The sequence below is a fragment of the Pseudomonas sp. WC2401 genome (assembly GCF_041200115.1).
GTDB classification, from domain to species: domain Bacteria; phylum Pseudomonadota; class Gammaproteobacteria; order Pseudomonadales; family Pseudomonadaceae; genus Aquipseudomonas; species Aquipseudomonas fragi.
Genome location: NZ_CP165623.1, coordinates 2251991 through 2277644 on the forward strand (window position 1 = coordinate 2251991; position 25654 = coordinate 2277644).

Annotated in this window: 25 protein-coding genes; 9 read left to right on the forward strand and 16 right to left on the reverse strand. The window is 59.3% G+C overall.

Going from position 1 to position 25654, the window contains the following annotated elements; all coding sequences use genetic code 11:
* Nucleotides 1-26: 26 nt before the first annotated feature.
* The 5 genes from AB3G35_RS10350 to AB3G35_RS10370 all read right to left on the reverse strand — a co-directional run bounded on the left by AB3G35_RS10350 (nucleotide 27) and on the right by AB3G35_RS10370 (nucleotide 4652).
* Complete coding sequence (locus AB3G35_RS10350) at nucleotides 27-1016, reverse strand: ABC transporter ATP-binding protein (RefSeq protein ID WP_016780144.1); 990 nt, start codon at nucleotides 1014-1016, stop codon at nucleotides 27-29.
* Nucleotides 1013-1813 (reverse strand): ABC transporter permease, encoded by an 801-nt coding sequence (locus tag AB3G35_RS10355; RefSeq protein ID WP_369782621.1) that lies wholly within the window; start codon nucleotides 1811-1813, stop codon nucleotides 1013-1015. Before AB3G35_RS10355 ends, AB3G35_RS10350 begins: the two co-directional genes overlap by 4 nt.
* On the reverse strand, nucleotides 1800-2636 hold the full coding sequence (locus AB3G35_RS10360; protein WP_016780146.1) for an ABC transporter permease subunit: 837 nt from the start codon (nucleotides 2634-2636) through the stop codon (nucleotides 1800-1802). The genes AB3G35_RS10355 and AB3G35_RS10360 overlap by 14 nt, the downstream gene beginning before the upstream one ends.
* Nucleotides 2633-3448, reverse strand: a complete 816-nt coding sequence (locus tag AB3G35_RS10365) for an alkaline phosphatase family protein (RefSeq protein ID WP_016780147.1) — start codon at nucleotides 3446-3448, stop codon at nucleotides 2633-2635. The genes AB3G35_RS10360 and AB3G35_RS10365 overlap by 4 nt, the downstream gene beginning before the upstream one ends.
* 136 nt (nucleotides 3449-3584) lie before the next feature.
* Entirely contained in the window at nucleotides 3585-4652 is a 1068-nt protein-coding gene (locus tag AB3G35_RS10370; protein ID WP_106117117.1) for an ABC transporter substrate-binding protein, read from the reverse strand.
* Nucleotides 4653-4998: 346 nt separating this feature from the next.
* On the opposite strand from AB3G35_RS10370, the gene AB3G35_RS10375 reads away from it, so the two are divergent.
* Nucleotides 4999-5718, forward strand: a complete 720-nt coding sequence (locus tag AB3G35_RS10375) for a UTRA domain-containing protein (RefSeq protein WP_086796161.1) — start codon at nucleotides 4999-5001, stop codon at nucleotides 5716-5718.
* A gap of 142 nt (nucleotides 5719-5860) precedes the next feature.
* Here AB3G35_RS10375 and AB3G35_RS10380 read toward each other — a convergent pair whose 3' ends face one another.
* The 7 genes from AB3G35_RS10380 to minC form a co-directional block, all read right to left on the reverse strand.
* Nucleotides 5861-8020, reverse strand: a complete 2160-nt coding sequence (locus tag AB3G35_RS10380) for a mechanosensitive ion channel domain-containing protein (protein ID WP_016780150.1) — start codon at nucleotides 8018-8020, stop codon at nucleotides 5861-5863.
* Between the two features lie 115 nt (nucleotides 8021-8135).
* A complete protein-coding gene (locus AB3G35_RS10385) occupies nucleotides 8136-8318 on the reverse strand; it encodes a hypothetical protein (RefSeq protein ID WP_016780151.1) in 183 nt (60 codons plus the stop codon).
* A gap of 205 nt (nucleotides 8319-8523) precedes the next feature.
* On the reverse strand, nucleotides 8524-9813 hold the full coding sequence (locus tag AB3G35_RS10390) for a M18 family aminopeptidase (RefSeq protein ID WP_369782623.1): 1290 nt from the start codon (nucleotides 9811-9813) through the stop codon (nucleotides 8524-8526).
* 173 nt (nucleotides 9814-9986) lie between these two features.
* Complete coding sequence (locus AB3G35_RS10395) at nucleotides 9987-10622, reverse strand: RluA family pseudouridine synthase (RefSeq protein WP_016780153.1); 636 nt, start codon at nucleotides 10620-10622, stop codon at nucleotides 9987-9989.
* 90 nt (nucleotides 10623-10712) lie between these two features.
* Nucleotides 10713-10967 (reverse strand): cell division topological specificity factor MinE, encoded by a 255-nt coding sequence (gene minE, locus AB3G35_RS10400; RefSeq protein WP_016780154.1) that lies wholly within the window; start codon nucleotides 10965-10967, stop codon nucleotides 10713-10715.
* 3 nt (nucleotides 10968-10970) lie between these two features.
* Entirely contained in the window at nucleotides 10971-11783 is an 813-nt protein-coding gene (gene minD / locus AB3G35_RS10405; RefSeq protein ID WP_029611321.1) for a septum site-determining protein MinD, read from the reverse strand.
* A gap of 155 nt (nucleotides 11784-11938) precedes the next feature.
* Nucleotides 11939-12679: a septum site-determining protein MinC gene (gene minC, locus AB3G35_RS10410; RefSeq protein WP_016780156.1), complete on the reverse strand. Its 741-nt coding sequence runs from the start codon at nucleotides 12677-12679 to the stop codon at nucleotides 11939-11941.
* A 119-nt stretch (nucleotides 12680-12798) separates the two neighbouring features.
* Between minC and AB3G35_RS10415 the strand changes: the two genes are divergently transcribed.
* Nucleotides 12799-13731 (forward strand): lipid A biosynthesis lauroyl acyltransferase, encoded by a 933-nt coding sequence (locus tag AB3G35_RS10415; protein WP_016780157.1) that lies wholly within the window; start codon nucleotides 12799-12801, stop codon nucleotides 13729-13731.
* Between the two features lie 15 nt (nucleotides 13732-13746).
* On the forward strand, nucleotides 13747-14901 hold the full coding sequence (locus tag AB3G35_RS10420; protein ID WP_037001011.1) for a patatin-like phospholipase family protein: 1155 nt from the start codon (nucleotides 13747-13749) through the stop codon (nucleotides 14899-14901).
* Between the two features lie 159 nt (nucleotides 14902-15060).
* Here the strand turns inward: AB3G35_RS10420 and AB3G35_RS10425 are convergent, their stop codons facing one another.
* Both AB3G35_RS10425 and AB3G35_RS10430 read right to left on the reverse strand, forming a co-directional pair.
* Entirely contained in the window at nucleotides 15061-15849 is a 789-nt protein-coding gene (locus AB3G35_RS10425) for a VacJ family lipoprotein (protein WP_016780159.1), read from the reverse strand.
* The gene (locus tag AB3G35_RS10430) at nucleotides 15842-17140 is read right to left on the reverse strand and encodes a serine/threonine protein kinase (RefSeq protein ID WP_369782625.1); all 1299 of its coding nucleotides are present in this window, start codon (nucleotides 17138-17140) and stop codon (nucleotides 15842-15844) included. The genes AB3G35_RS10425 and AB3G35_RS10430 overlap by 8 nt, the downstream gene beginning before the upstream one ends.
* 230 nt (nucleotides 17141-17370) lie before the next feature.
* On the opposite strand from AB3G35_RS10430, the gene AB3G35_RS10435 reads away from it, so the two are divergent.
* Nucleotides 17371-17733 carry a hypothetical protein gene (locus AB3G35_RS10435; protein WP_369782626.1) on the forward strand — a complete coding sequence of 121 codons (363 nt, stop codon included), beginning with the start codon at nucleotides 17371-17373 and terminating at the stop codon, nucleotides 17731-17733.
* Between the two features lie 128 nt (nucleotides 17734-17861).
* Here the strand turns inward: AB3G35_RS10435 and AB3G35_RS10440 are convergent, their stop codons facing one another.
* A complete protein-coding gene (locus tag AB3G35_RS10440; RefSeq protein WP_369782627.1) occupies nucleotides 17862-19412 on the reverse strand; it encodes a glycosyl hydrolase family 17 protein in 1551 nt (516 codons plus the stop codon).
* Nucleotides 19413-19701: 289 nt separating this feature from the next.
* Between AB3G35_RS10440 and AB3G35_RS10445 the strand changes: the two genes are divergently transcribed.
* From AB3G35_RS10445 to AB3G35_RS10455, 3 genes are all read left to right on the forward strand, one after another.
* Nucleotides 19702-20559: a glycine betaine ABC transporter substrate-binding protein gene (locus tag AB3G35_RS10445; protein WP_106117114.1), complete on the forward strand. Its 858-nt coding sequence runs from the start codon at nucleotides 19702-19704 to the stop codon at nucleotides 20557-20559.
* 223 nt (nucleotides 20560-20782) lie between these two features.
* Nucleotides 20783-21094, forward strand: a complete 312-nt coding sequence (locus tag AB3G35_RS10450; protein ID WP_016780164.1) for a DUF485 domain-containing protein — start codon at nucleotides 20783-20785, stop codon at nucleotides 21092-21094.
* Nucleotides 21091-22749, forward strand: a complete 1659-nt coding sequence (locus AB3G35_RS10455) for a cation acetate symporter (protein ID WP_016780165.1) — start codon at nucleotides 21091-21093, stop codon at nucleotides 22747-22749. The genes AB3G35_RS10450 and AB3G35_RS10455 overlap by 4 nt, the downstream gene beginning before the upstream one ends.
* A gap of 515 nt (nucleotides 22750-23264) precedes the next feature.
* Here the strand turns inward: AB3G35_RS10455 and gltA are convergent.
* A complete protein-coding gene (gene gltA, locus AB3G35_RS10460; protein WP_016780166.1) occupies nucleotides 23265-24554 on the reverse strand; it encodes a citrate synthase in 1290 nt (429 codons plus the stop codon).
* A 351-nt stretch (nucleotides 24555-24905) separates the two neighbouring features.
* On the opposite strand from gltA, the gene sdhC reads away from it, so the two are divergent.
* Nucleotides 24906-25292, forward strand: a complete 387-nt coding sequence (sdhC, locus tag AB3G35_RS10465; RefSeq protein WP_019828563.1) for a succinate dehydrogenase, cytochrome b556 subunit — start codon at nucleotides 24906-24908, stop codon at nucleotides 25290-25292.
* Entirely contained in the window at nucleotides 25286-25654 is a 369-nt protein-coding gene (sdhD, locus tag AB3G35_RS10470; RefSeq protein ID WP_003446906.1) for a succinate dehydrogenase, hydrophobic membrane anchor protein, read from the forward strand. The genes sdhC and sdhD overlap by 7 nt, the downstream gene beginning before the upstream one ends.

The following is a 25654-nucleotide window of genomic DNA, read 5'->3' on the forward strand; positions in this document are numbered from 1 at the left end:
ATCTCCCTTTATTGAATTCAGAAACATCAGGCTACCTCACAAAGGGTGCTCGGATCGATGGACAGCGCCACGCGCTGACCGTCCGGGTACAAGTCGCCGGGTGCGCGGTTGAGTACGTCGACAATCAATTGCACGCCACGCACCTCGACGCGATAGCGGATCACGTTGCCCAGCAGGCTGTGGTTCAGAATCACCCCGTCAGGTTCACCCTGCACGCTCAGGCCCAGGGTTTCCGGGCGAATGGCGATGCGGCTGCTGACCGGGCGCTGCAACAGGCGGCTGGCGGTGTCGGCGTCGAGCAGATTGTAGTTGCCGATAAAGCCTGCGGCAAAGGCATCCGCCGGGGCTGCATAGAGTGTCTGGGCATTGCCGCTCTGGACAATATGGCCCTTGTTCATCAGGAAGATACGGTCGCTCATCACCAGTGCTTCTTCCTGATCGTGGGTCACGAAAATCGTGGTCAGGCCCAGCTCGCGCTGGATGGTGCGGATCTGTTCACGCAGGTGTTTGCGGATCCGTGCATCGAGCGCCGACAGCGGTTCGTCCAGCAGCAACAGGCGCGGGCGTGTCACCAGTGAACGGGCCAGGGCCACGCGCTGGCATTGGCCACCCGACAGCTGATGCGGGTAGCGCTTGGCGAAGTCATTCAACTCCACCAGTTGCAGCGCCTCGGCCACGCGCTTGTGGCTGTCGTTGGCACTGACCTTTTGCATGCGCAGGCCGAAGGCCACGTTCTGTTCGACGGTCATGTTGGGGAACAGCGCATAGCTCTGGAACACCATGCCGATGCCGCGCTTTTGCGGGCTCAGGGGCACGATGTCCTGGCCGTCGAGGAGGATCTTGCCGCCATCTACCGGCGTCAGCCCGGCGATGCAGCGCAGCAGCGTGGACTTGCCGCAACCGGACGGGCCGAGCAGGGTGACGAATTCGCCCTTGGCGATGCTGCAATTGATATCGCTGAAAACCGGGGTGCCGGAATAGGATTTTTGCAGGTGTTCAACGCTGACGAAGCTCATTGGCTTTTGTCCTTGTTCAGGAAGGTGGCAACCCAGGTCAGCACCAGCACAAAAAGAAAGTAGGAAATGACCAGCGCGCTGGTGAAGTGACCGCTGCTGTTGCGCATGTTGTTGAGGAACACCTGCAGGGTTTCGTAGCGGGTGCCCACCAGGATATTGGCGAACACAAACTCGCCAAACAGGAACGAGAACGACAGCAGCAGGGCGACCATCAAGCCTTTGCGCAAATTGGGCAGCACCACCAGAAACGCCGCCTGCCAGGTGCTGGCGCCCAGCAGCTGGGCAGCGTCCATCAGGTCGCGCAGGTTGATCGCTTGCAGGTTGTTGGTGATCGCCCGGTACATAAAGGGCAGCGCCACGGTGAAATAGCAGCCGATCAGGATCCACGGCGTTCCGACCATTTGCAGCGGGCCGGAGCCGTAGAGTTGCAGCAGCCCCACCGACGACACCACTGGCGGCACGGCGAAAGGCAGCAGGATCAGGATGTTCATCAGCGCATCAAGTTTGGGGAAGTGGTAATGCACCACAAACAACAACGGCAGGATCAGCACCACTGACAGCACCAGTGCCGCAACGCAGACCAGCAGCGACTGGCCGAAAGCCTTGAGGAAGCGCGGGTCGCTCCACAGCTGGTCATACCACTTGAAGGTAAACCCGCTGGGCAGCACCGTGGCCGACCAGCTGCTGGAGATGGAGTAGATAAACGTGCCCAGCAGTGGCAGCAACAGAATCAGGAACAGCAGCCAGACCACGCTGCGGTGGTAAAAACTGGTCGAAGGGGTTTCAGCGCGCGACATGGTAGCTCCTCTTTAACAGCCACTGATGCACCAGGGTCACCAGGGTCATCAGCCCCACCAGAATCACCGCCAGGGCACTGGCCATGTTCGGGTCCAGGCTGATATCCCCTGACACCATCGCGGCAATCCGGATGGGCAGCACGTTGAAGTTTCCGGTGGTCAAGGCATACACCGTGGCATAGGCGCCCAGGGCGTTGGCCAGCAGGATGACGAAGGTGCCGAGCAGGGCCGGGGTCAGTACCGGCAGACCGATAAAGCGCCAGAATTGCCAGCTGTTGGCGCCCAGCAGGGAGGCCGATTCACGCCAGTCTTCACGCAGGGCGTCGAAGGCCGGATAAAGCAGCAGCACGCCGAGGGGGATCTGGAAATAGGTGTAGAGGATGATCAGGCCGGTTTTGGAGTAGAGGTTGAAATCCTCGATGATCCCCGCCTGTTTGAGCATGATCGTGATACTGCCGTTAAAGCCCAGCAGGATGATGAAGGCAAAGGCCAGCGGCACGCCGGAGAAGTTGCTGGTCATGTTGGCGAACGCATTGACGAAATTGCGCAGCCGCGAATCCACCTTGCGCAGCGAATAACTGCCCAGGATCGCAATGACGATGCCGAACAGGCTGGACCAGAAGCTGATCTCCAGGCTGTGCTGGATGGCCTGCAAATAGAATTTGGAATTGAAGATCTTGATAAAGTTGGCCAGGCCCCAGCCGCTTTCTTCTGATTGCACGCTGTGGATCAGCACCCACACCAGCGGAGCGATTTGAAACACGATAAAAAATACCGCGAAGGGCACCAGGCAGAGAACTGCAAGCCATTTGCCCCGGGTCATGGTGCGGGCCTCAGCAGCTCGCGGCACAGCGGTTTGTCGTGAGCCACACCGAGCAACTCGCAGATGGTGCCGCACAGCTCGAGCTGTTTTGGCATGACATCCGGGTTGAGGCTGAATGCATCGCCCAGCACAAACAGGGGCACTTCACGTTCTTCGGGCAGCAGGCCGTTGTGGGAGCGGTCGTTGTTCATGCCGTGGTCGGCGGTGACTAGAACCTGGTAGCCGGCCTGCAGCCAGCCTTGCAGGTAGTCGGCCAGGATAATATCGGCCGAGCGCGCGCTGTTGCGGTATTGCGGGGTGTCGAGGCCGTGCTTGTGCCCGGCGTCGTCGATATTCATGGGGTGGACCAGCAGAAAATCCGGCTTGTGCGTCAACCGCAGGCTTTCGGCGTCGGCGAACAGGTGGGAGTCGGGGTAGTGATCGCTCCAGTAGAAGTGCCCGTGCTGAATCGGCAGATCGGCGGCAACGGTGTGGCGGTCCCGGGCAATCACGAAGGGCGAGCGGTTATACAGTTCGCTGACCCAGTGATAAGCGGCGGCTGCCGTGCTCAGGCCAGCATCGCGGGCGTAATGGAACACGCTGCGCTGGTTGGACAGGCGCGCCACATTGTTGTGCACGATGCCGCTTTCAATCGGCGGCACGCCGGTCAGGATGCATTCGTAGAGCGGGCGCGACAGGGCAGGCAACTCGCAGGTGAGTTTGTACAGCGCGGCGCGGTCTGCACTGACATAGGCTTGCAGATGACCCATTGCCTGGCGGGCGACCTCGTAGTTCAAGCCGTCGAGGACTACCAGAATGACGTTGTGTTTCATGTAAGACTCCGCTGGCACAGCGCAAAAGCTGTTGTGGGAGCGGGCTTGCCCGCGATGGGTACAACTCGGCACATCAGCTGGATCGAGTCGATGGCATCGCGAGCAAGCCCGCTCCCACACAGATCAAGGCGCAGGGTTACTGCATATTGATGATGACTTCTTCCTGCCACAGCTGCGGCAAGGCCTTGGAGGTTTTTTCCCAGGCGTCTGCATCCTTGATCGGGGTTACATTCTTGTACTGGTCGTTGGACAGCAGCTTGGCCTGCACATCAGCTGGCAGCTTCAGGTGTTCGGCACGAATCGGCCGGGCATTGCCCCGCGCCAGGTTGGTTTGCCCGGCATCGCTGAAGATGAACTCGCGGGTCAGCTTGGCGGCGTTGGGGTGTTTGGCGTATTTGTTGATGATGGTGGTGTAGCCCGAGATCACCGAACCGTCGGACGGGATCAGCACGACATAGTCATCGGGGTTGGCCATTTTGGCCTTGTAGCTCAGACCGTTGAAATCCCAGACCACGCCGACTTCCACTTCGCCTTTTTCCATCGTGGCGATGGTCGGGTTGGCCAGTGACAGGCGACCTTGCTTGGCAATGTCGGCAAACATCAGCAGGGCAGGCTGGATGTTCTTTTCACTGCCGCCATTGGCAATGGCAGCCGCCAGCACGCCATTGGTGGCCTGTGCCGCGGTGCTGACATCACCGATCGAGACCTTGTATTTACCCGACTTCAGGTCAGCCCACTTGGTCGGTACTTCGGAGCCGTGCAGCAGCTTTTTGTTGACGATAAAGGCGATGGTGCCGGTATAGGCCAGCGCCCAGTTGCCGTCCTTGTCCTTGGCCCAGTCCGGGATCTGCTCCCAGGTGGTCGGCTTGTACGGCTGGGTCACGCCCTTGGCCACGGCGATCGGGCCGAAGGCTGCGCCCACGTCACCGATGTCGGCACTGGCGTTGTCTTTTTCCGCGGCAAATTTGGCCACTTCCTGGGCCGAACTCATGTCGGTGTCGATGTGTTTGAGGCCATATAGCTTGTTGAGGTCGGCCCAAGTGCCTTTCCAGTTGGCCCAGTCATCAGGCATGCCGACGCTGTTGACGGTGCCTTCAGCCCTGGCTGCGGCTTCGAGGGCTTTTAAATCGACATCGGCGGCCATGGCCGATGTGCACAGGGCAATGCTTGAACCTAACAGTGATGCAAGGAAAAACTGTTTCATCCGAAGCTCCTTGGGCGTTTTCAACGCTGGGTTTTATTGCTCTTTTGCGGTGGGTTGGTCTAGGTCAGCAATACCTGAGCCAATTTAAGCCCGGCAGATGACACTTTAATGTCGGCATTGGTTATGCAAGGCATCTCGCCAGCCAGCGTGTGTGTTCCGGCTAAGCGTAGACCATCGCACAGGCCCCGGCAGGCAAGGGGGCTGGCGGTTTTCAGGGGATATGTGGCAGTGCCCTTGTCATCGAACAGTCATATGTTCTGCCTAGGCTGGCAGGCTCAAGGAGCGACTGTTTGACGGTCATGCCTGCCCACATTTGGTGCTGGACTAGTCCAGCCAGGTAACGTTGATGCGAGAAGGTGCACCCAAGGCGGTAACAGCGATCAGTCGCACGCTGCAAGAGCAGATTGAGCACGGCCTGCTGGCGGGCGGCAGTCAGTTGCCGGCCGAGCGCAAACTCAGCGAATTGTTCGCCACCACCCGCGTTACCGTGCGCGAAGCGTTGTTGCAGCTCGAATCCCAGGGGCTGGTGTATCGCGAAGAGCGGCGCGGCTGGTTTATTTCACCGCCGCGCCTGGCGTACAACCTGATGCAGCGCAGCCACTTCCATGCCATGGTCACGGCCCAGGGGCGGGTGCCTACCACCGAGGTGATATCGGCGCGCCTGCTGCCGGCCACGGCGGCGGTGTGCGAGCGCTTGCAGTTGCCGGCGTTGTCCAGTGTGATTCAGATCTGCCGGGGCCGGCGGATTGACGGGCGGCTGGTGCTGTATGTGGAGCACTACCTGAACCCGCAGTATTTCCCGCAGATCCTTGACCTTGATCTGACGCAGTCGATCACCGAACTCTATGCCCGGCATTACGATTTGCACTACGGCCGGGTGCGTTTTGAGATTGTGCCTACAGCGCTGCCGGTAGAGGCTGCGGCGACGCTCAAGGTTTCAACCGGCAGCCCGGGGTTGCGCATTGCCCGGGTCAATTACGACCAGCACGAGCGGCTGATCGACTGTGACCTGGAGTATTGGCGACATGATGCGATTCATGTCGGGGTGGATGTGCAGGAGCGCTGATTCCGGCCTGCTATTGGGCGAAAGATCACCCCTGTGGGAGCGGGCTTGCTCGCGATGGCATCGACACGGTTCAACTGAAAGAACCTGGCGCCTGCTATCGCGAGCAAGCCCGCTCCCACACCCGTCAGGTGAGTGGCAGCGTTCAATCCTTCTGCAATATCCCGCTGCCCGCCGTCACCACCTGCACACTCAAACGCGGGGTGGCCAGGTCCAGCCCGGCTTCGTCCAGATGGCGCTTGAGCGACAGGTTGAACGCCCGCGACACTTCCCATTGCTTGATCGGCGCGGTCTTGAAACGGGCGCGCAAAATCGCGCTGCCAGACTCGAAGCTCTCCACACCCTGAATCTCCAGAGGCGACCAGATATTGCGCCGCTGCAGCGGGTCAGTGCGCATCTTTTGCCCCACTTCACGCATCAGTTTGATGGCGTCGTCGATTTCCATGTTGTAGGGGATCGCGACGCGGAAGATGGCGTAGCCAAATTCCCGGGAGTAGTTCTTGATGCTTTTGATTTCGCTGAACGGGATGGTATGCACGATGCCGTCGATATCGCGCAGGCGCACGGTGCGAATGGTCAGCCCTTCCACCGTGCCCAGGTGGCCGCCGACATCAACGTAGTCGTCGATGGCCAGGGAGTCTTCGATAATGATGAACAGGCCGGTTATCAGGTCGGCAACCAGTGACTGCGCACCAAAACCGATGGCCAGACCGATCACACCGGCACCCGCCAGCAGGGGGGTGACGTTCATGCCCATATTGGCCAGGGCAACGATCAGCGCAATGATAAAGATCGCGGCAAACAGAATGTTGCGAATCAGCGGCATCATGGTTTGCGCACGCGCATTGGCCAGGCCTTTGCGCGAGCGGGTCAGGGCATGATGGATGGCAGTGTCGGCAAGAATCCAGATCAGCCAGGCAAACAGCAGTGTGCCACCCAGGCCGAACAGCTTGACGCTGATCTCGTGACCTTCACCCTCGGTAAAACCGATCAGCGACAAGCCCCACACCCGCAGCCCCAGCTCGATAAACACCAGCCACACAATCAGGTGGGCCAGGGTGTAGACGAAACTTTTCAGGCGCTCGGAATACAGCGCGTGGCGCTTGTGGCCACGTTGCGGCTTTTGCGCATGGCGGCGTACCAGCCCGTTGATGACCATGCACAGTACTACCAGCACGGTACAGATCAGCGACTGGCGCAGGGCAGTGCTGGTGTCGCCGGCCGAGATAAACGTGGCCGCCAGCGAGATGCCCACCAGAATCAGCGCCGCGATATACCAGTAAGTGCCGAGGATCTCGATGCTGTCGCTCAGGGCGCGGCGGGTCAGGCGCCGGGACAATGGCTGGTTGCGGATCAGGTGGGCGATGGGACGACGGAAACGGATGATAAACAGGCCGGTGGAGAGTGCGGCCATAACATTGGCGAAGGTGGCTGCGGTATGGGCCAGGTGCACGCCGAGGGTGGCCACCAGCCGCGGGTCGCTCAGGGCTTCGCCAAAGGCGGCGAAGCTGCCGATCCACCACAGCGGGCGAAATGCCTGATGCCGCAGGATATGCAGCGCGCGGTGGCGGTGGGGGCCATCGAGCAGCGAGAAGAGGATGACGCAGATGGCCGAGAAACAGGTGCCGATCACCAGCGCGTACGCCAGCACCATTGCCAGGTCCTTACCCAGTGAAGACGGCAGGGAATAACTCATGTACACCGTAATCATCAGCGCGACCATCCACGGGCCCAGCTTGCGCAAGGCAAAACGCAGCATGTCGACGGCCTTGGGGTGTTGGGGCAATTCCTCGCTCAGGCCAAAACGCAAGCGCACCCGATGGCTGACCCAAATCAGCAGGGCGGCCAGCAGGCTCCAGATCATGATGACCAGGGCAAAGCCAAAGATGATCGGCAGCCATTCATTGGCAGGCAGCATCAATGCCGAAAGCTCTTCCTTGGCCTGGGATATTTCCTTGGTCCAGCGGTAGGTTGGACTGTCATCCCCGGAAAACTGCTTTTCGAGGTCGGCCAGGGTGCTGCCGATCAGGCCCAGCACGCCGATTTCGGCTTCGGGCTGGGCTTTTTTGGTGGCGTCGCGGAGTTTTTTCAGATCGGCCAGCAGCTTGCTGCGCTGCTGGTCGTTTTCGAGGTTCTTGATCACCTCGTCCAGCGACTGGCCCAGTGGCTCGGTGGGTTGCGCCTGGGTTTTGTCCGAACTGCCGAGCAGGCCCGGCAAGCCGACGGCCTGCGCCGAAGTCATGGGCAAGAGTGTCAGCAGGCAAACCAGCAGGTAACAGGGCAAGGCGAAAAGACGGGAAAACACTGGGCGACCAACCTCGAGGGGGGTGAATTGGCCGAGTGTACGCTAGGGCCAGTGATCATTCATTTCTTGTCACATAAATAAATGATCGCGGCCCCTGGGCGGAACAGCGTCGGGTCTATTCGTTGAGCTTGGCGAGGATCTTGAACACGATGGTGCCGAAAATCAGCAGCATGCCGGCCCAGATCATCAGCACGCCGATGCCGCTACTGCGTTCGCGAAAGTTGAAGCCAATGGTCAGCAGCAACATGCCGCTGATGATGGGGATCATCATGGAGTGGAATGCAGTGGTTTCGAACATGGTAAGGGGACCTGAACAAATGAATGCCCCAAGTCTAGGTCGGTTTGCGCAGATGTGTGGTGATGTGTATCAAAAATGAATCAGCCAGACGCAGAACCTTGTAGCCGCTGCCGCAGGCTGCGACGGGTTGCGCAGCGACCCTGCTTTTTCGAAGGTCCTGCGGCCCCCTTATCGCAGCCTGCGGCAGCGGCTAGAAGGAACGGTGTTACGGCAACTGCTGGCTGGCGTAGAACGCGCTCAACACCTTGACCAGATGGGCCAGGTCATGGCTACCGGCCAGTTCGCGGATCGAGTGCATGGCGAAGGTCGGCAGGCCGATATCCACGGTGCGCACGCCCAGGTGGCTGGCGGTGATCGGGCCAATGGTCGAGCCACAGCCCATGTCACTGCGCACTACGAAGCTTTGCACCGGTACTTCCACGGCCATGCACAGGTGGCGGAAGAACCCGGCGGTTTCGCTGTTGGTGGCGTAGCGCTGGTTGCTGTTGACCTTGATCACCGGCCCGGCATTGAGCTTGGGCCCGTGGTTGGTGTCGTGCTTGTCAGCGTAGTTGGGGTGAACGCCGTGGGCGTTGTCTGCCGACACCAGCAGGGATTTCTGGATCGTGCGTACGTATTCGTCGCCCTCAGGCAGCAGGCGTTGCAGGATCTGCTCCAGCATCGGGCCATCGGCACCGCAGGCCGAACACGAGCCGACTTCTTCGTGGTCGTTGGCCACGAACAGGCAGGTTTCCTCGGTCTCGGTGGTCAGCAGGGCTTGCAGGCCGGCGTAGCACGACAGCAGGTTGTCCAGGCGCGCCCCGGCGATGAAATCGCCGTTGAGGCCGATCACCGCAGCGCTTTGGGTGTCGTAGAAGCTCAGCTCGTAGTCCAGCACCACGTCAGCATTGAGGCCGTGTTCGCGGGCCAGCTGGTCGGTGAGCAGGGCGCGGAAGTCGACGCGCTCATCGCCGGCCACCTGGGCCAGGATCGGTGGCAATTCGGTCTGCGGGTTGATCGCCCAGCCTTCGTTGGCGGCACGGTTGAGGTGGATCGCCAGGTTGGGGATGGTCGCAATCGGCGCCTTGAAATCGATCAGCTGGCTTTCGACCTGGCCATCGCGGCGGAAGGTGACGCGCCCGGCCAGGGACAGGTCGCGGTCGAACCACGGGGCCAGCAGGGCGCCGCCGTAGACTTCCACGCCCAGTTGCCAGAAGCCCTGGCGCTGTAGCTCGGGCTGGGGCTTGACCCGCAGGCAGGGGCTGTCTGTGTGCGCACCGACCATGCGGATGCCGCCATGCAGGGGCGAGTGACGGCCCAGCTTGAAGGCGACAATGGAAGAGTCATTACGGGTGACGTAATAGCGGCCATTGGCTTCGGTGAACCAGGTCTCGCGTTCGTCGAGGCGCTGGTAACCGGCGGCCTCAAGGCGCTGAACAAGACTGGCAGTGGCATGAAAGGGGGTAGGGGAGGCCTTGAGAAAGTCGATCAGGCCTTGGTTCAACTCTTCGCGCATAAGTTACTCCAGACAGCAAGGCCGCGAGTTTAGCGCATTGATCGCAAGATTTGGCCCTCTAATGCAGCTCTTGTGGGAGCGGGCTTGCTCGCGATGGCATCAGTGCGGTGTGCCTGCAAAACCGCGTCGCCTGTATCGCGAGCAAGCCCGCTCCCACAAGGGGGGGTATGTAGTCAAAACGGTGCCGGGCACTCAAAGCGCAGGCGTTCGCCGGTTTGCGGGTGGGTGAAGCTGAGCATGCTCGCGTGCAGGCACAAGCGCGGCCACGCCGCCAGGGCTTGCGGGTGGGCATACAGGCCGTCACCCAGCAACGGGTGGCCGATAGACAGCATATGCACGCGCAACTGGTGCGAACGGCCGGTAATCGGCGTCAGCTCAACCCGGCAGTAATCGCCGCAACGCTCCAGCACTTTCCAGAAGGTCAGCGCATTTTTGCCGAACTCATGGTCGACCACATGCCGGGGTTTGGTCGGCGGGTCATAGCGCAGGGGCAGGTCGATGCTGCCGCTGTCCAGCTCGGGTTGGCCCCAGGCCAGTGCGGTGTAGGCTTTTTCGGTTTCACGGTCGTGAAACTGACGGGACAATTCGCGATGAGTGTCGGCATCTCGCGCCAGCAGGATAATACCGGACGTTTCCCAATCCAGGCGGTGGACAATACGCGCCTCGGGGTAGCCGTTTTCTTGCAGGCGGGTAATCAAGCAATCCTTGTTGTCATCGGCCCGGCCCGGCACCGAGAGCAGCAGGGTGGGCTTGTTGACCACCAGAACGCCAGCGTCCTCATGGATGATGTGAATATTGGACAACGGCATTAAAACAGCCTCTTGAAAAACGCCAACGGCGACGAGGGAGCCTCCCCCGCAGGGAAGGCGCCCAGGTCGCCGTGGTGCCCGCCGGATCGATTAACGATCTGGCAGTGTGATGTTGAGTTCCAGAATCGAGCAGCTACCTTCGTTTTCAAGGGCGATCTGTACCGAATCATCGCCGATGTTCACGTATTTGCGGATCACCTCAACCAGTTCCTTTTGCAGGGCAGGCAGGTAGTCCGGGGTGCTGCGTTGGCCACGCTCGTGCGCCACGATGATCTGTAGACGCTCTTTCGCAACCGACGCGGTTGTTGGCGTTTTGCGAGTACGAAAGAAGTCAAAAATGTTCATTGTTTAGTTGCCTCCAAACAGGCGCTCGAAGAATCCCTTCTTCTGTACATCAAGGAACCGATGCTCCACGGTTTTGCCCAGCAGGCGATCAACGGCATCGCTGTAGGCCTGACCGGCGTCGCTCTGATCGTCAAGGATCACCGGCACGCCCTGGTTGGATGCTTTCAGCACGGCCTGGGACTCCGGGATCACACCCAGCAGGGCCACGGCCAGGATTTCCTTGACGTCTTCAACCCCGAGCATTTCGCCCTTGGACACGCGGTCCGGGTTGTAGCGGGTCAGCAGCAGGTGTTCCTTGATCGGGTCCTGGCCCAGTTCGGCACGGCGCGACTTGCTGGCCAGCAGGCCCAGCATGCGGTCCGAGTCACGTACCGAGGACACTTCCGGGTTGGTCACCACGACCGCCTCGTCAGCGAAGTACATGGCCAGGTGAGCACCGGTTTCGATACCGGCCGGGGAGTCACAGACCACGTATTCGAAGGTTTCCTTAAGTTCCATCAGAACTTTTTCGACGCCTTCCTTGGTCAGCGCATCCTTGTCACGGGTCTGGCTGGCGGCCAGCACGTAGAGGTTTTCCAGGCGCTTGTCTTTGATCAGGGCCTGCTGCAGGTTGGCTTCGCCGTTGACCACGTTGACGAAGTCATACACCACGCGGCGCTCGCAGCCCATGATCAGGTCGAGGTTACGCAAGCCAACGTCGAAGTCGACGATCACTGTTTTGTGGCCGCGCAGAGCGAGGCCGGTACCGATAGCGGCGCTGGTGGTGGTCTTACCCACACCACCCTTGCCGGATGTAACCACTAGAATCTTGGCCAAGGTGTTTCACCCCTAAGGAAAAAGGACTTTTTAGCCCCTGAATAACATCTCTACTGACGACTGCAGGTGAACAGCCCTGGCGGGCATTGGCCCCACAAGGAAAAGACTGTTTTCACTACGATTTTGAGATGGTTGGAAAATGGCGAGAGTATCCGTTAAAGCCGGGTGATGTTCAACATGTCACTTGACAGACTGATCTGAACCCCTGTTCCCCATAGCGGATCCCGACGCAGGTCTTCAGAGACCTTGTACTTGCCCGCAATTGACACTAGCTCGGCGCTCAACTGCTGGCAAAAAATCCGTGCCTTGGTGTTGCCTTTGTGTCCGGCCAGTGCGCGACCCCGCATTGGCCCGTAAACATGGATGTTGCCATCGGCCATAAGTTCCGCGCCGGGGCTGACGGAAGCGATGACCACCAGGTCGCAGCCTTCGGCATACACGGTCTGGCCACCGCGTACCGGGCTGGTGATGATTTTGGTCGGCTTGATGGCCGGCTCCGGTGGTTTTTCCGGTTTTTTTGGCTCGACCACCACTTCAACCGGGTCGATCGGTCGCTCACGCGCGCCTGAAGGCGGCAGCACGGGCAGGTCGATGGCAATGGCGGCGGCGATGTCTTCGATGCGGCTGGCGCGAATGGCCAGGGTGCGCAGGCCATGCTGGCGGCAGACACGCATCAGCCCGGGCAAATCGATGGCGCCTTCACTGGCAGGTAGCTTGTCCAGCGCCAGTACCAGTGGGGTATTACTGAAAAAATTCGGCGCCTGGGCCACTTTGGCGGCCAGTTGGCGGTCCAGGGCTTCAAGGTTGTTGTGCGCAAGTTCCAGCACCGTGATGGCGAGCATACTGCCCTTAAGCTGGAACACGGGGGCTTGGTCTAGCGATTCGGTTTGGCTCATGGTTGCTTAACGCGACTTGTCACTTAAAGTGCTGAGACTTATAACGAGAACGCCCGCAGGCCGCAAGCCGGGTCTAACGATGTAGAATGGCCGACCCTTGTGTCTGTCCGGAATCATTAATGGATCGCCCGCGTTTTCGTGCCGCTTTTTTTCATCCGCGCTTCTGGCTGCTATGGCTGGGTCTGGGCGTGCTGTGGTTGGTGGTGCAACTGCCTTATAAAGTCCAACTGTGTATCGGTCGTGGCCTTGGCGCCCTGATGTATCGGGTAGCCGGTGATCGTCGGCGGATTGCCACGCGCAACCTTGAGTTGTGTTTCCCTGAAAAGTCGGCCGCCGAGCGCAAGCAATTGCTCAAGGAAAACTTCGCCTCCACCGGCATTGCCTTTTTTGAGATGGCCATGAGCTGGTGGTGGTCAAAACCGCGTCTGGCCAAACTGGCCCATGTCGAAGGGCTGGAGCACCTCAAGCAGGCGCAGCTCGAAGGCAAGGGCGTGATCCTGATGGCGTTCCACTTCACCACCCTGGAAATCGGTGCCGCCTTGCTCGGCCAGCAGCACACCATTGACGGCATGTACCGCGAGCACAAGAACCCGCTGTTCGATTTTATCCAGCGTCGCGGCCGTGAGCGGCATAACGTCGATTCGCTGGCCGTCGAGCGTGACGACGTGCGCGGCATGCTCAAGCTGCTGCGCTCCGGGCGGGCGATCTGGTATGCACCCGATCAGGACTACGGCGCCAAGCAAAGTATCTTTGTGCCGCTGTTCGGTATTCCTGCGGCTACCGTTACGGCAACCAGCAAGTTTGCCAAACTGGGCAAAGCGCAGGTTGTGCCCTTTACTCAACAAAGACTGGCCGATGGCAGTGGGTACAAGCTGGTCATTCATCCGCCACTGAGGGATTTCCCCGGAGAAAGCGATGAGGCTGATTGCCTGCGAATCAATCAATGGGTCGAACGGGCGGTGCGTGAATGCCCCGAGCAGTATCTGTGGGCCCATCGCCGTTTCAAGACCCGTCCGCCCGGCGAGCCCAAGCTCTACGACAAACGCCGCTGAGGCGGCCGCCTGGTCGTGACGGCAGCGCCGGTGACGGGCCTGATCCTGTCTGGCGGTGGTGCGCGGGCGGCTTATCAGGTCGGCGTGCTGGCGGCGATTGCCGAATTGCTGCCTGCCGGTGCCGCCAACCCGTTCCCGGTAATTGTCGGCACCTCGGCGGGGGCGATCAACGCGGTCAGCCTGGCCAGCGGGGCGATGGATTTCACCCGCGCGGTCGAGCACCTGACCGCGTTCTGGCAGGGCTTCGAAAGCCGGCGCGTGCTGCGCAGCGACTGGCCGGGGGTGCTGCACCAGGCCACACGCTTTCTGGGCCACAGCCTGCTCGGGCTGGGCGCCCATGTGCCGGTAGCGCTGCTCGACAGCTCGCCCTTGCGCTATCTGTTGCAGGCCAAAATCAATTTTCCCGGTATCGAGCAGGCGATTGCCCAGCAGCATCTGCGGGCCGTCGCCGTCACGGCATTTGGCTACTCGTCCAGTCAGGCGGTGACCTTTTACCAGGGCAAGGGCACCATCAATGGCTGGTTGCGCCACCGGCGTATCGGCATGCCCACGGCGTTGACGGTGGAGCACTTGCTGGCCAGCTCGGCCATTCCGCTGTTGTTTGCCCCGGTCAAGATTGGCGAGGAGTACTTCGGTGATGGCGCCGTGCGTCAGTCGGCGCCCATTAGCCCGGCGCTGCATCTGGGGGCCAGCCGGGTGCTGGTGGTGGGCGTGAGCGGCAACCCGCGCGGGCCCGACCTGCAGGACGACCAGCCGCGCTACTACAACGCGCAGCAGCCAACCCTGGCGCAAATTGGCGGGCATATGCTCAACAGTACGTTTATCGACAGCCTGGAGAGCGATATCGAGCTGCTTGAGCGGCTCAATCACTTTAGCCGCCTGCTGCCCAGGCACTCCGACAACCTGGGCTTGTCGCCCGTGGAAGTGCTGGTGATTGCGCCGAGCCAGCCCATCGACGAAATCGCGGCCCGGCACCGGCACGAACTGCCGGCCGCGCTGCGCATGTTCTTGCGTGGCCCGGGTGCGACCAAGACCAGTGGTGCAGGCGTGCTCAGCTACCTGCTGTTCGAGGCGGGTTATTGCCGGGAGTTGATCGAGCTGGGGCGTCGTGACGCGATGGCCAAGCGCGAAGCGCTGTGCCAGTTTTTGCGGGTGCCTTGTAGCAGTTGACGAGCAACGCGAGGCTACGTTCGGCTGCGCAGCAGTCGTAAAACCATTTCCCCGGGTGTTATAGATGCACCGCGTTTAAAGGCTTTACGACGATTGCATCGTCGGACGCAGCCTCGCGTTGCTCGTCAGCTGCTACGAGGGTATGCGTCCATGCTGATGCTACTCCGCAATCTGCAATTTACGCGCTTCGGTGTAAATGTAACGCAGCTTGTCGTACTCAAACGGCGAGTCGAACTGGCCATAGCGGAAACTGGTGTTGTAGCGCTTGTCGACCGCGCCCAGCACCCAGATCTCGGGATGGCGGGAGCTCTCGTGCGGTACGTTGAGGAAGTTGATTTCCTGGTTGACGCCGAAGTCGACCACCAGCCCCGTGGTGTCGCGCAGGTTCGACGGGCCCAGGATCGGCAGCATCAGGTAAGCACCGCCCGGTACGCCGTAAAAGCCCAGAGTCTGGCCGAAGTCTTCACTTTGACGGGGCAGGCCCATTGCCGTGGCCGGATCCCACAGGCCACCGACGCCTATGGTCGTGTTCAACAGCAAGCGCCCTGTGGTTTCCAGCGAGCGGTGGCCCTTGAGCTGCAGCAGGCTGTTGAACAGGTTGGGCACGTCGCCCAGGTTGTTGAAGAAGTTGCTCACGCCCGTGCGCAGAAAGCTTGGCGTGACATAGCGATAGCCGTTGACCACCGGCAGGAACACCCACTGATCGAAGCGGTAGTTGAAATGGTAGATCCGACGGTTGAGCGGCTCCAGCGGATCATAGATGCTCAGCGCGTTCATGGTGGCGCGCTCGAACTCACGTTGGTCCAGGCCCGGATTGAATTTCAACAGTTTCAACGGCTGGGTAAACCCGTCGACATCCGGGGTCAGTTCCGTGTGAGCCTTGCTGTTGTCGGCATGGGCGAAGCCTGCGCCGAGCAGGGCGGCGAGAAGCAGTAATTGTTTAGCCACGGAAGAACTCCAGCATATCGTCAGCGTTGACTCGGTAGTTGAGATTGCCGCAGTGGCCACCATACGGATAAACCGTCAGGCGATTACCGAAGGTTTTACGCAGAAAGCCCAAGTCACCAGGGCCAAGGATAATGTCGTCGGCGTTATGCATGACGGCAATCTTCGGGCTGTTTTTCAGGTAGTCCTGCAGGGCGTACAGGCTGACCTGGTCGATCAGTTGCAGCAGGCTGCCGCCATCGGTCTTGGCGCGCCACATGGGGATCACCTGCTCGGTCAGGTAGCAGTCAAAGTCGCACTGCAGCGAACGCTTGAGAAACGGCGTGAGGCTGGTGCCTTCGGTGATCGGGTAGTTCGGCGGGGTGATCAGGCCGCGGCGGTTGATCAGGTCCGAGGTGAACACGATATCGGCCGACGAGAAACGAAACACCGTGCCGATCAGCATGGCCATTTGCTCGTTGGTCAGGCGCTCCTTGGAGTTTTGCAGGTCATAGACCAGGGCCGCATTGAGGTCGACCCGGCCTTTATCCTGGAAGTAGCGGGTCAACTTGCCCAGCACCAGCTCGTAGAACGTGGTGGAGTTGTTGATGCCCTTGACCTCGGTTTGCACCAGCTTGTCGAGGTTGCTGATGGAGGTAAACAGGTTGACCGGCGGGTTGAGCATCAAGACTTTTTTGAAGTTGAAGCTTTTGCGGGTTTCATCCAGATGGCTGACAAAGGCCGCATCCAGTGCGCCCAGGCTATAGCCCGCCAGGTAGTAGTCGGTGACGGGCAGCTTGGCCTGTTGGGCGCGCACTGCCTGCATCACATGGTACAAATCCTCGGCGTCGTACTGGCTGATGCCGGGTGTGGCCAGGCGCGAAGCCGAGCTCATGAAGTCATAGCTGGTCGGTGAGGACAGCTGCACGACGTGATAGCCCTCCTGGTAGAAGAGCTTTTTCAGGTATTCGTTGAGACTGCTGTCGTAGGCGGCGCCGGTGCCGGCAATCAGGAACATCAGCGGTGCCGGGTAATCCTGTTTGGCCATGCGGTAAGTGAGTTTTTTCACTGCCCAGAAATTGGCCGGCAGTATGTGCTCACGTTCAGGGCGCAGGTTGAGGGTGTAGTCCGACTGGTTGATATCATCTTCGTCGGGCAGCAACGGGCGCATTTGTGGCGGGGTGGTGGCAATCGTGGCTTCGAACGGATTGGTTATCGGATAGCCATACGTGGCGGGGTCGACATCGACCGCCTGCGCGGACGCACTCAAGATAAGGCCGCCCAGTAAGGCAGCGAAGGGCAGAGAACGGAGCATGAAGACTATCCCTAATAAGGTGCGCAAAAGATTCGCAGGCTATGACCACAGGGCTAGTACTGAAGTGCCATTTGGCGGCACCAAATATTTCCCCAAAGAGTCCCGAACAGGCAAAAAGCCTCCCAAGATACACGCTGAATGACTTTAGTTAACAGATATCTGATTGCAAGGCTTGCATAGCCGAAGATGGGGATTAAGCTGGGCGCCGCTTTTGCCTATCGGAGTTTTTTATGCGACCTCGTTTACCGTGGATCTTGCTGCTTATCGCCCTGCCTGTTTGGTTGCTCGCCAGTTATGGGTTGCGATACGGCTTGATGGAGGACTCGCAGTGGGTGGGAACCTGTGTTGCCGAGGCCGCGCGCTGGGAATGCCAGTTGCGGGCTAACCTGGGCTTGTTGATTCATTTCCGGGTGTTGGGCTGGGTCGCGCTGGCGCTGTCGATTATTGCTTTTTGCGTGCGTGGTCGTGTCGGCTGCGCACTGGCGGTGCTGGCCCTGCTGTTCGGCCTGCCCGCACTGGCGTTGTACAACGCCAGCCTGGCAGTGTTTGCCGTGGTGATCGCCGGGTTGCGCCTGGTGCGCGCGTCAAAGTAAACCCTGGTTCATTGTGGGAGCGGGCTTGCTCGCGATGGCATCGCCGCGGTTTACCTGACAGACCGCGGGGCCTGCATCGCAGGCAAGCCAGCTCCCACAAAAACTAGCCGCTTAAAGTCTGCAGTGAGTCAGGCGTGCTTGCGCACACTGCGCCACAGCGCCATCACCAGCAATACGCTGACCAGTGCCCACATCCAGGCCTGTTGGTTATGCAGGCCTTCGCGGTATAGCTGTACCGGTATGCCTGCCCCAATGATCAAGGCCAACAGGCCGAATTCACGGCGGGGGCCGCCCACCGGGCGCACCAGGTAAACCAGCGCAGGCAGCAGCAGGGCGGCGCTGGGGAAGCTGCGATAGCGTGGCTCGAACACCAGCCCCAGCATCATCACTGCACCGGCAAACCCGGCGGCGGCCAGCCACCAGCCGGCACGACGCTCCAGCAGGTTGAACAGGCGTTCTCGCCAGCCGTCTTTCTGGCCCAGGGCCAATGCGCCGTGGGTCAGTACGATCAGGTTCAGGCCAACCAGCAAGCCAGCCCATAGCCACTCGCCAGCAAAGCGGCTGGTCACGGATGCCAGTTCAGCCCATGCCACGATGCTGCATCCTGCAACCGCACCCAGTGCTGGCAGTAACACAGCTGCACGTTTTGTACGAACCTTGCCACCCATCAGCAGTGTGCCCAGAAACAGGGCGGCGCCAAAGCCCAGCCAGATCGGCCAGTGCGGCAGGTTGGAGACCGGGCCGGCGAGGATGCCCTTGTCCTGGCGATCAGCATCGAACAATCCCCAGTAGCCGCCTACAGCCCCCTCGCTGCCACGCTTCCAGGGTTGGTCGAAGGCTTCGATCAGGTTGTACTTCCAGCCGTTTTGTTCGGCCAGGGTGACAAAACCGCGAATGAATTTTGCTTCGTTCACCCGGCTTGGCTGGGCGGTTTCGCGCTGGCGACCTTCGCTGGGCCAGCCGGTCTCGCCGATCAGGATGTCCTTGGGGGCGAACTTGTTGCCAAATACCTGACGCACCTGGGCGACATGCTGTACGGCCTGGTCAATACCGGCAGGGTCATCTTCCCAGTACGGCAGCAGGTGAATGGTCAGGAAGTCCACCGCCGGAGCGATTTCCGGGTGCTGCAGCCAGAACTCCCAGACGTCTGCATAGGTGACCGGTTGCTTGACCTGGCTTTTTACCTTGTCGATCAGCCTGACCAGCTGTGGCGCCGTGACTTCCTTGCGCAGCAAGGCTTCGTTGCCGACGATCACCGCACTGACCACGTCCGGGTTGGCATTGGCCGAAGCGATCAGGGCATCGACTTCCTGTTCGGTGGCTACGGGGTCGCTGCTGACCCAGGCGCCGGCCATCAGCTTGAGGCCGTGCTTGCGTGCCAGCTCTGGCAGGGTTTCAAGGCCCGCCTGGGAATAGGTGCGAATGCATTGAAAGCGCGTGGCCAGCAACGCCAGGTCAGCGTCCATCCGCTCAGCCCGAGGCACGAAAGGCTGGTCGAACGGTGACTGGTCCTTGTCGAACGGCGTATAGGACGCACATTGCAGTTTATGGGTCGGTGTTGCCGCGTCGGGCAATATCACCGGTTGGCCCAGGCCGTACCAGAAGCCGGCAATGGCAAATACGCCCAGCAGGCAGGCAAGTAGATAAGGCAGCACGGGGAAGCGGGCAGTCGCGGACATGGTCAGGCCGTATGGGAGCAAAGCCGCGCATCTTACCTGCAATTGGGCGGGCGCAGCGGCTGCGTATAATTTTGACATGTATTGTTGGTCTGCCCGGCCATGCAAGGTCACGCGTATCCATCTGGATGGTGGCGCCATGTCGCTGCGGGTTGCATGGGAGTCGTCGTCAGAGCAGGGCGCTTGGCAGGCGCGGTTGATTATCCGGTGCAAGTGATACGGGGTGGAATAACTCTGTAGGAATCTTGAGCGGCCCGGCACTCGTCGGGCCCGGCACTGTGGGGAATCAAAGATGAAGATGCGACGAATTTTGAGCGCGGGAGCAGCCTTGGTGCTGGCGATGAGTGCGGGCCTGGCCAGTGCCCAGGGCAAGCCGACCCTGAATATCGGTTATGTGGATGGTTGGTCCGACAGCGTGGCGACCACCCATGTGGCGGCCGAGGTGATTAAACAAAAGCTGGGTTATGACGTGAAGCTGATGCCCGTGGCGACGGGCATCATGTGGCAGGGTGTGGCCACGGGCAAGCTGGACGCCATGCTGTCCGCCTGGTTGCCGGTAACCCACGGCGAATACTGGGCCAAGAATAAAGACAAGGTTGTGGATTACGGCCCCAACTTTAAAGACGCCAAAATTGGCCTGATCGTCCCTGAATATGTAAAAGCCCAGTCCATTGCTGATTTGAAGGGCAGTACTGAGTTCAAAAACAAGATTGTCGGTATCGATGCCGGGTCGGGCGTGATGCTTAAAACCGATGAGGCAATCAAGGATTACGACCTCAAGGGTTACAAGTTGCAGGCAAGTTCCGGAGCGGCAATGACCTCGGAACTGGGGCGTGCCTATGCCAAAAATGAACCGATTGCCGTGACCGGCTGGGTGCCGCACTGGATGTTTGCCAAGTGGAAACTGCGTTTTCTTGAAGATCCCAAGTCCGTGTTTGGCGCGGCTGAAACTGTAAACAGCATCGGCAGCAAAGAGTTGAACACCAAGGCGCCGGAAGTGGCGGCGTTTCTGGAGAAGTTTTCCTGGAATTCAAAAGACGAAATTGGTGAGGTAATGCTGGCCATTCAAGAGGGGGCAAAACCCGAAGTCGCGGCCAAAGAGTGGGTTGCCAAACACCCGGAGCGGGTAGCGCAATGGACCGTTAAATAATCGCGAAGCGTCTAGCTCGCAGTACACAAGACCGCCGGGTGTTTTCGCCAGGCGGTTTTTGCTTGTCAGGCGGGTCGCAAAAGTTGTCATCGTCCTTACAGCCTAGAGAAACCGGGGGCTGCAGCAAATCAGAGGCTCTACTACTAAAGTCGTCTGGAATTGAATTTGCGCCGCCCTAATAGTGAAATCGTTCCATCTCATCTGTGCTGCGAGGACAAAAATAATGAACGACAGCATTTATATCTCGATTCAAAACAGCCCGCGTTTCAAGGAGCTGGTCAAAAAGAGAGAGCGTTTTGCCTGGATTCTTTCGGCAATCATGCTCGGGTTATATGCCGCCTTTATCCTGTTGATTGCATATGGGTCGCACATCATGGGCGCCAAGTTGAGCCCCGGCTCTTCCATTACCTGGGGTATTCCGATTGGTGTGGGGCTGATTGTTTCGGCCTTCGTGCTGACCGGTATCTATGTGCGTCGGGCCAATGGCGAGTTTGATGAGCTGAACAATGCAATTCTCAAGGAGGCTGGGCAATGATCGGGCGCTTATTGGCAACACTGGGCGCTTCAGCCCTTGCACCGGCAGTCTGGGCGGGGGAGGCCCTGACGGGTGAAGTGCAAAAACAACCGCTCAATATTTCGGCGATCATCATGTTCGTCGTGTTTGTGGGCGCAACCCTGTGCATTACTTACTGGGCATCCAAGCGCAACAAGTCGGCCGCTGACTACTATGCTGCTGGCGGCAAGATCACCGGTTTCCAGAACGGCCTGGCGATTGCGGGCGACTATATGTCGGCAGCATCTTTTCTGGGTATTTCCGCGCTGGTGTACACCTCCGGCTACGATGGCCTGATCTATTCAATCGGCTTTCTGGTGGGTTGGCCGATCATTCTGTTCCTGATTGCCGAGCGTCTGCGCAACCTGGGCAAATACACCTTTGCCGACGTGGCCTCGTACCGATTGGGTCAAACCCAGATTCGTTCGTTGTCGGCGTGTGGTTCGCTGGTGGTGGTAGCGTTCTACCTGATCGCGCAAATGGTCGGTGCCGGCAAGCTGATCCAGCTGCTGTTTGGCCTGGACTACCACGTTGCGGTGATCCTGGTGGGTATCCTGATGTGCATGTATGTGTTGTTCGGCGGCATGCTGGCAACGACCTGGGTGCAGATCATCAAGGCGGTCATGTTGCTGTCGGGCGCCACGTTCATGGCTGTGATGGTCATGAAACATGTCAACTTTGACTTCAACGCCCTGTTTGCCGAAGCGGTGAAGATTCACCCTAAAGGTGAAGCAATCATGAGCCCGGGCGGGCTGGTGAAAGATCCGATCTCTGCATTCTCCCTCGGCCTGGCCCTGATGTTCGGCACTGCCGGCCTGCCACATATCCTGATGCGCTTCTTCACCGTGAGCGATGCCAAGGAAGCACGTAAAAGCGTGTTCTACGCAACGGGCTTTATCGGCTACTTCTATATCCTGACCTTTATCATCGGCTTTGGCGCAATCATCCTGGTGAGTACCAACCCGGACTTCAAGGACGCTGCTGGCGCCTTGCTGGGTGGTAACAACATGGCGGCGGTGCATCTTGCGGACGCGGTTGGCGGCAGCATGTTCCTGGGCTTTATTTCGGCAGTGGCTTTCGCCACCATCCTGGCGGTGGTTGCCGGGCTGACCCTGGCGGGCGCTTCTGCGGTATCCCATGACCTGTATGCCAGCGTGATCAAAAAGGGCAAGGCCAACGACAAGGAAGAGATCCGGGTTTCGAAGATCACCACTATTGCATTGGCGGTACTGGCGATTGGCCTGGGCATTCTGTTTGAAAGCCAGAACATCGCGTTTATGGTGGGCCTGGCGTTCTCCATTGCGGCGAGCTGCAACTTCCCGGTCTTGCTGCTTTCCATGTACTGGAAAAACCTGACCACCCGTGGCGCCATGATCGGCGGCTGGATGGGGCTGGTGAGCGCGGTTGGTCTTATGATCCTGGGTCCGACCATCTGGGTGCAGATCCTGCATCATGAAAAAGCGATCTTCCCTTACGAGTACCCGGCATTGTTCTCCATGATCATTGCGTTCGCGGGTATCTGGTTCTTCTCCATTACTGACAAATCCAAGTCGGCAGAGAAAGAGCGTGCGCTGTTCTTCCCGCAGTTTGTGCGTTCGCAGACGGGGTTGGGGGCGAGCGGGGCGGTGGATCATTAATCCGCAATAAATAGACAGTATGTTTAATCGAATCCCCCTGTCGTGAGGCAGGGGGATTTTTTGTGTCGGGCATTCTTGGGGCTGTGCTGCCTGTGGGAGTTGGCTCGCCTGCGATGCGGGCTATAGGGTCTAGCAGGCAAAGCGCGGTGATGCCATCGCGAGCAAGCCCGCTCCCACAGTGGGGCAGGCCAGCTTCAGGCTTTAGGGCACCACAACACAGTGGGGCAGGCCAGCTTCAGGCTTTAGGGCACCACAACACAGTGGGGCAGGCCGGCATCAGGCTGTGATGGCACCACAAAACTTGTGGGAGCTGGCTTGCCTGCGATGCGGGCGATAGGGTCTAGCACGCAAAGCGCGGTGATGCCATCGCGGGCAAGCCCGCTCCCAAAGTGGGTCAGGCCCGCATCAGGCTTTGAGGGCTCCACAGCAATCAAAAATCATGGGCACAAAAAAATACGGCCTCTATAAGTAGAGGCCGTATTGTCTGCAATCAGGACGCTGTCGTGGGACAGGCCTTACTTGCGGTCTTCCAGCTTGGTGATGTCACGCTGCTCGTAGCCGGTGTACAGCTGGCGCGGACGGCCAATCTTGTACGGGCTGGAGAGCATTTCTTTCCAGTGCGAGATCCAGCCCACTGTACGCGACAGGGCGAAGATCACGGTGAACATGCTGGTCGGAATGCCGATCGCCTTGAGGATGATCCCCGAGTAGAAGTCGACGTTCGGGTACAGCGAGCGCTCGATGAAGTACGGGTCGGTCAGGGCGATCTCTTCCAGGCGCATGGCCAGTTCGAGTTGCGGATCGTTCTGGATCCCCAGTTCCTTGAGCACTTCGTCGCAGGTCTTCTTCATCACGGTGGCGCGTGGGTCGCGGTTTTTGTAAACCCGGTGACCGAAGCCCATCAGCTTGAACGGATCGTTCTTGTCCTTGGCCTTGGCGATGAACTTGTCGATGTTGGACACATCGCCAATTTCGTCGAGCATGGTCAGCACGGCTTCGTTGGCGCCGCCGTGGGCAGGGCCCCACAGTGCAGCGATACCGGCGGCAATACAGGCGAACGGGTTGGCACCCGAAGAGCCCGCCAGACGCACGGTGGAGGTCGAAGCATTCTGTTCGTGGTCGGCGTGCAGGATAAAGATCTTGTCCATCGCCTTGGCCAGTACCGGGCTGATCGGTTTGATCTCGCACGGCGTGTTGAACATCATGTGCAGGAAGTTTTCGGCGTAGGTCAGGTCGTTACGCGGGTACATCATGGGTTGACCCATGGAGTACTTGTAAACCATCGCGGCCAGGGTTGGCATCTTGGCAACCAGGCGGATCGCGGAAATTTCGCGATGCTGCGGGTTATTGATGTCCAGGGAGTCGTGGTAGAAGGCCGAGAGGGCGCCGACTACACCGCACATGACCGCCATCGGGTGGGCGTCACGACGGAAGCCGTTGAAGAAGGTCTTCAACTGCTCGTGAACCATGGTGTGGTTCTTCACGGTGCTGACAAATTGAGCCTTCTGCTCTGCGGTCGGCAGTTCGCCGTTCAGCAGCAGGTAAGCGGTCTCAAGGTAATCAGAATGTTCGGCCAACTGTTCGATCGGGTAGCCGCGGTGCAGCAGGATACCGTTGTCACCATCAATATAGGTGATCTTCGACTCGCAAGATGCAGTCGACATGAAGCCAGGGTCAAATGTGAATCGGCCCGTGGCCGTCAGGCCTCGCACATCGATTACATCGGGACCCACGGTGCCAGTTAAAATGGGCAGCTCGACGGGGGCTGCGCCCTCGATGATCAACTGCGCTTTTTTGTCAGCCATGTGGCCTCCTATTTATGCTTGAAATCATCAGACAGACCCCCCACGCAGGGCCCGCACCACTATAGTGAGATAAATTCGAATGTCAATTTGCCTAAAGTCTTGCTGTACAAGGCTTTGAGAAGCATTTTTTCGCGATTATCCCAGCCGTTTACGCCTTTTATAGCCCGAGCGCAATGCGCTATTAGGGGGTGGGTGTTTGCGTTGTCATTAGTAACCTAACTGTCTATACTCGGCAGCCGACCGCCAGAGGCTTTTGGGCCTGTTTAGATGGGGGTCGTCACTCCCGGGTGGTGGGTACCTGACCAGTGCGCATCCCAACAAACTTGCCCTGATTGTTAGGGGCTCTTCAGTGTGAAAAAAGCCGTGAATAGCCAACGACCTGTAAACCTAGACCTAAGGACCATCAAACTCCCCATCACCGGCGTTACGTCATTTCTGCACCGTGTATCGGGCATTATTCTTTTTCTCGGCCTGGGCATCATGCTTTATGCATTGAGCAAATCCCTGGGTTCCGAAGAAGGTTATGCCGAGGTGAAGGCATGCTTGACCAGTCCGCTGGCCAAATTCGTTGCGTGGGGCCTGCTCTCTGCCTTGCTGTATCACCTGGTTGCCGGTGTGCGCCACTTGATCATGGACATGGGCATCGGTGAGACGCTTGAAGGCGGCCGACTGGGCTCGAAAATCGTAATCGTCATTTCCGTGGTGATGATTGTTCTGGCGGGAGTTTGGATATGGTAACCAGCGTTACGAACCTGTCGCGTTCGGGCCTCTATGACTGGATGGCACAGCGTGTGTCTGCGGTTGTTCTAGCGGCTTATTTCATTTTCCTGATCGGGTACCTCGTTGCGAACCCTGGCATTGGCTACGCCCAATGGCATGAGCTGTTCGCAAGCAACTGGATGCGTATCTTCAGCCTGCTGGCCCTTGTTGCACTCGGCGCTCACGCCTGGGTCGGCATGTGGACCATCGCGACCGACTACCTGACGCCAATGGCGCTGGGCAAGTCCGCGACAGCAGTACGTTTCCTCTTCCAGGCAGTCTGCGGCGTTGCAATGTTCGCTTACTTCGTCTGGGGTGTGCAGATTCTTTGGGGTATCTGA

Coding starts and splice junctions, on each gene's coding strand:
- AB3G35_RS10350 (WP_016780144.1), bottom strand. CDS start 1,016: ATGAGCTTCGTCAGCGTTGAACACCTGCAAAAATCCTATTCCGGCACC.
- AB3G35_RS10355 (WP_369782621.1), bottom strand. CDS start 1,813: ATGTCGCGCGCTGAAACCCCTTCGACCAGTTTTTACCACCGCAGCGTG.
- AB3G35_RS10360 (WP_016780146.1), bottom strand. CDS start 2,636: ATGACCCGGGGCAAATGGCTTGCAGTTCTCTGCCTGGTGCCCTTCGCG.
- AB3G35_RS10365 (WP_016780147.1), bottom strand. CDS start 3,448: ATGAAACACAACGTCATTCTGGTAGTCCTCGACGGCTTGAACTACGAG.
- AB3G35_RS10370 (WP_106117117.1), bottom strand. CDS start 4,652: ATGAAACAGTTTTTCCTTGCATCACTGTTAGGTTCAAGCATTGCCCTG.
- AB3G35_RS10375 (WP_086796161.1), top strand. CDS start 4,999: ATGCGAGAAGGTGCACCCAAGGCGGTAACAGCGATCAGTCGCACGCTG.
- AB3G35_RS10385 (WP_016780151.1), bottom strand. CDS start 8,318: ATGTTCGAAACCACTGCATTCCACTCCATGATGATCCCCATCATCAGC.
- AB3G35_RS10390 (WP_369782623.1), bottom strand. CDS start 9,813: ATGCGCGAAGAGTTGAACCAAGGCCTGATCGACTTTCTCAAGGCCTCC.
- AB3G35_RS10395 (WP_016780153.1), bottom strand. CDS start 10,622: ATGCCGTTGTCCAATATTCACATCATCCATGAGGACGCTGGCGTTCTG.
- minE (WP_016780154.1), bottom strand. CDS start 10,967: ATGAACATTTTTGACTTCTTTCGTACTCGCAAAACGCCAACAACCGCG.
- minC (WP_016780156.1), bottom strand. CDS start 12,679: ATGAGCCAAACCGAATCGCTAGACCAAGCCCCCGTGTTCCAGCTTAAG.
- AB3G35_RS10415 (WP_016780157.1), top strand. CDS start 12,799: ATGGATCGCCCGCGTTTTCGTGCCGCTTTTTTTCATCCGCGCTTCTGG.
- AB3G35_RS10430 (WP_369782625.1), bottom strand. CDS start 17,140: ATGCTCCGTTCTCTGCCCTTCGCTGCCTTACTGGGCGGCCTTATCTTG.
- AB3G35_RS10435 (WP_369782626.1), top strand. CDS start 17,371: ATGCGACCTCGTTTACCGTGGATCTTGCTGCTTATCGCCCTGCCTGTT.
- AB3G35_RS10440 (WP_369782627.1), bottom strand. CDS start 19,412: ATGTCCGCGACTGCCCGCTTCCCCGTGCTGCCTTATCTACTTGCCTGC.
- AB3G35_RS10445 (WP_106117114.1), top strand. CDS start 19,702: ATGAAGATGCGACGAATTTTGAGCGCGGGAGCAGCCTTGGTGCTGGCG.
- AB3G35_RS10450 (WP_016780164.1), top strand. CDS start 20,783: ATGAACGACAGCATTTATATCTCGATTCAAAACAGCCCGCGTTTCAAG.
- AB3G35_RS10455 (WP_016780165.1), top strand. CDS start 21,091: ATGATCGGGCGCTTATTGGCAACACTGGGCGCTTCAGCCCTTGCACCG.
- gltA (WP_016780166.1), bottom strand. CDS start 24,554: ATGGCTGACAAAAAAGCGCAGTTGATCATCGAGGGCGCAGCCCCCGTC.
- sdhD (WP_003446906.1), top strand. CDS start 25,286: ATGGTAACCAGCGTTACGAACCTGTCGCGTTCGGGCCTCTATGACTGG.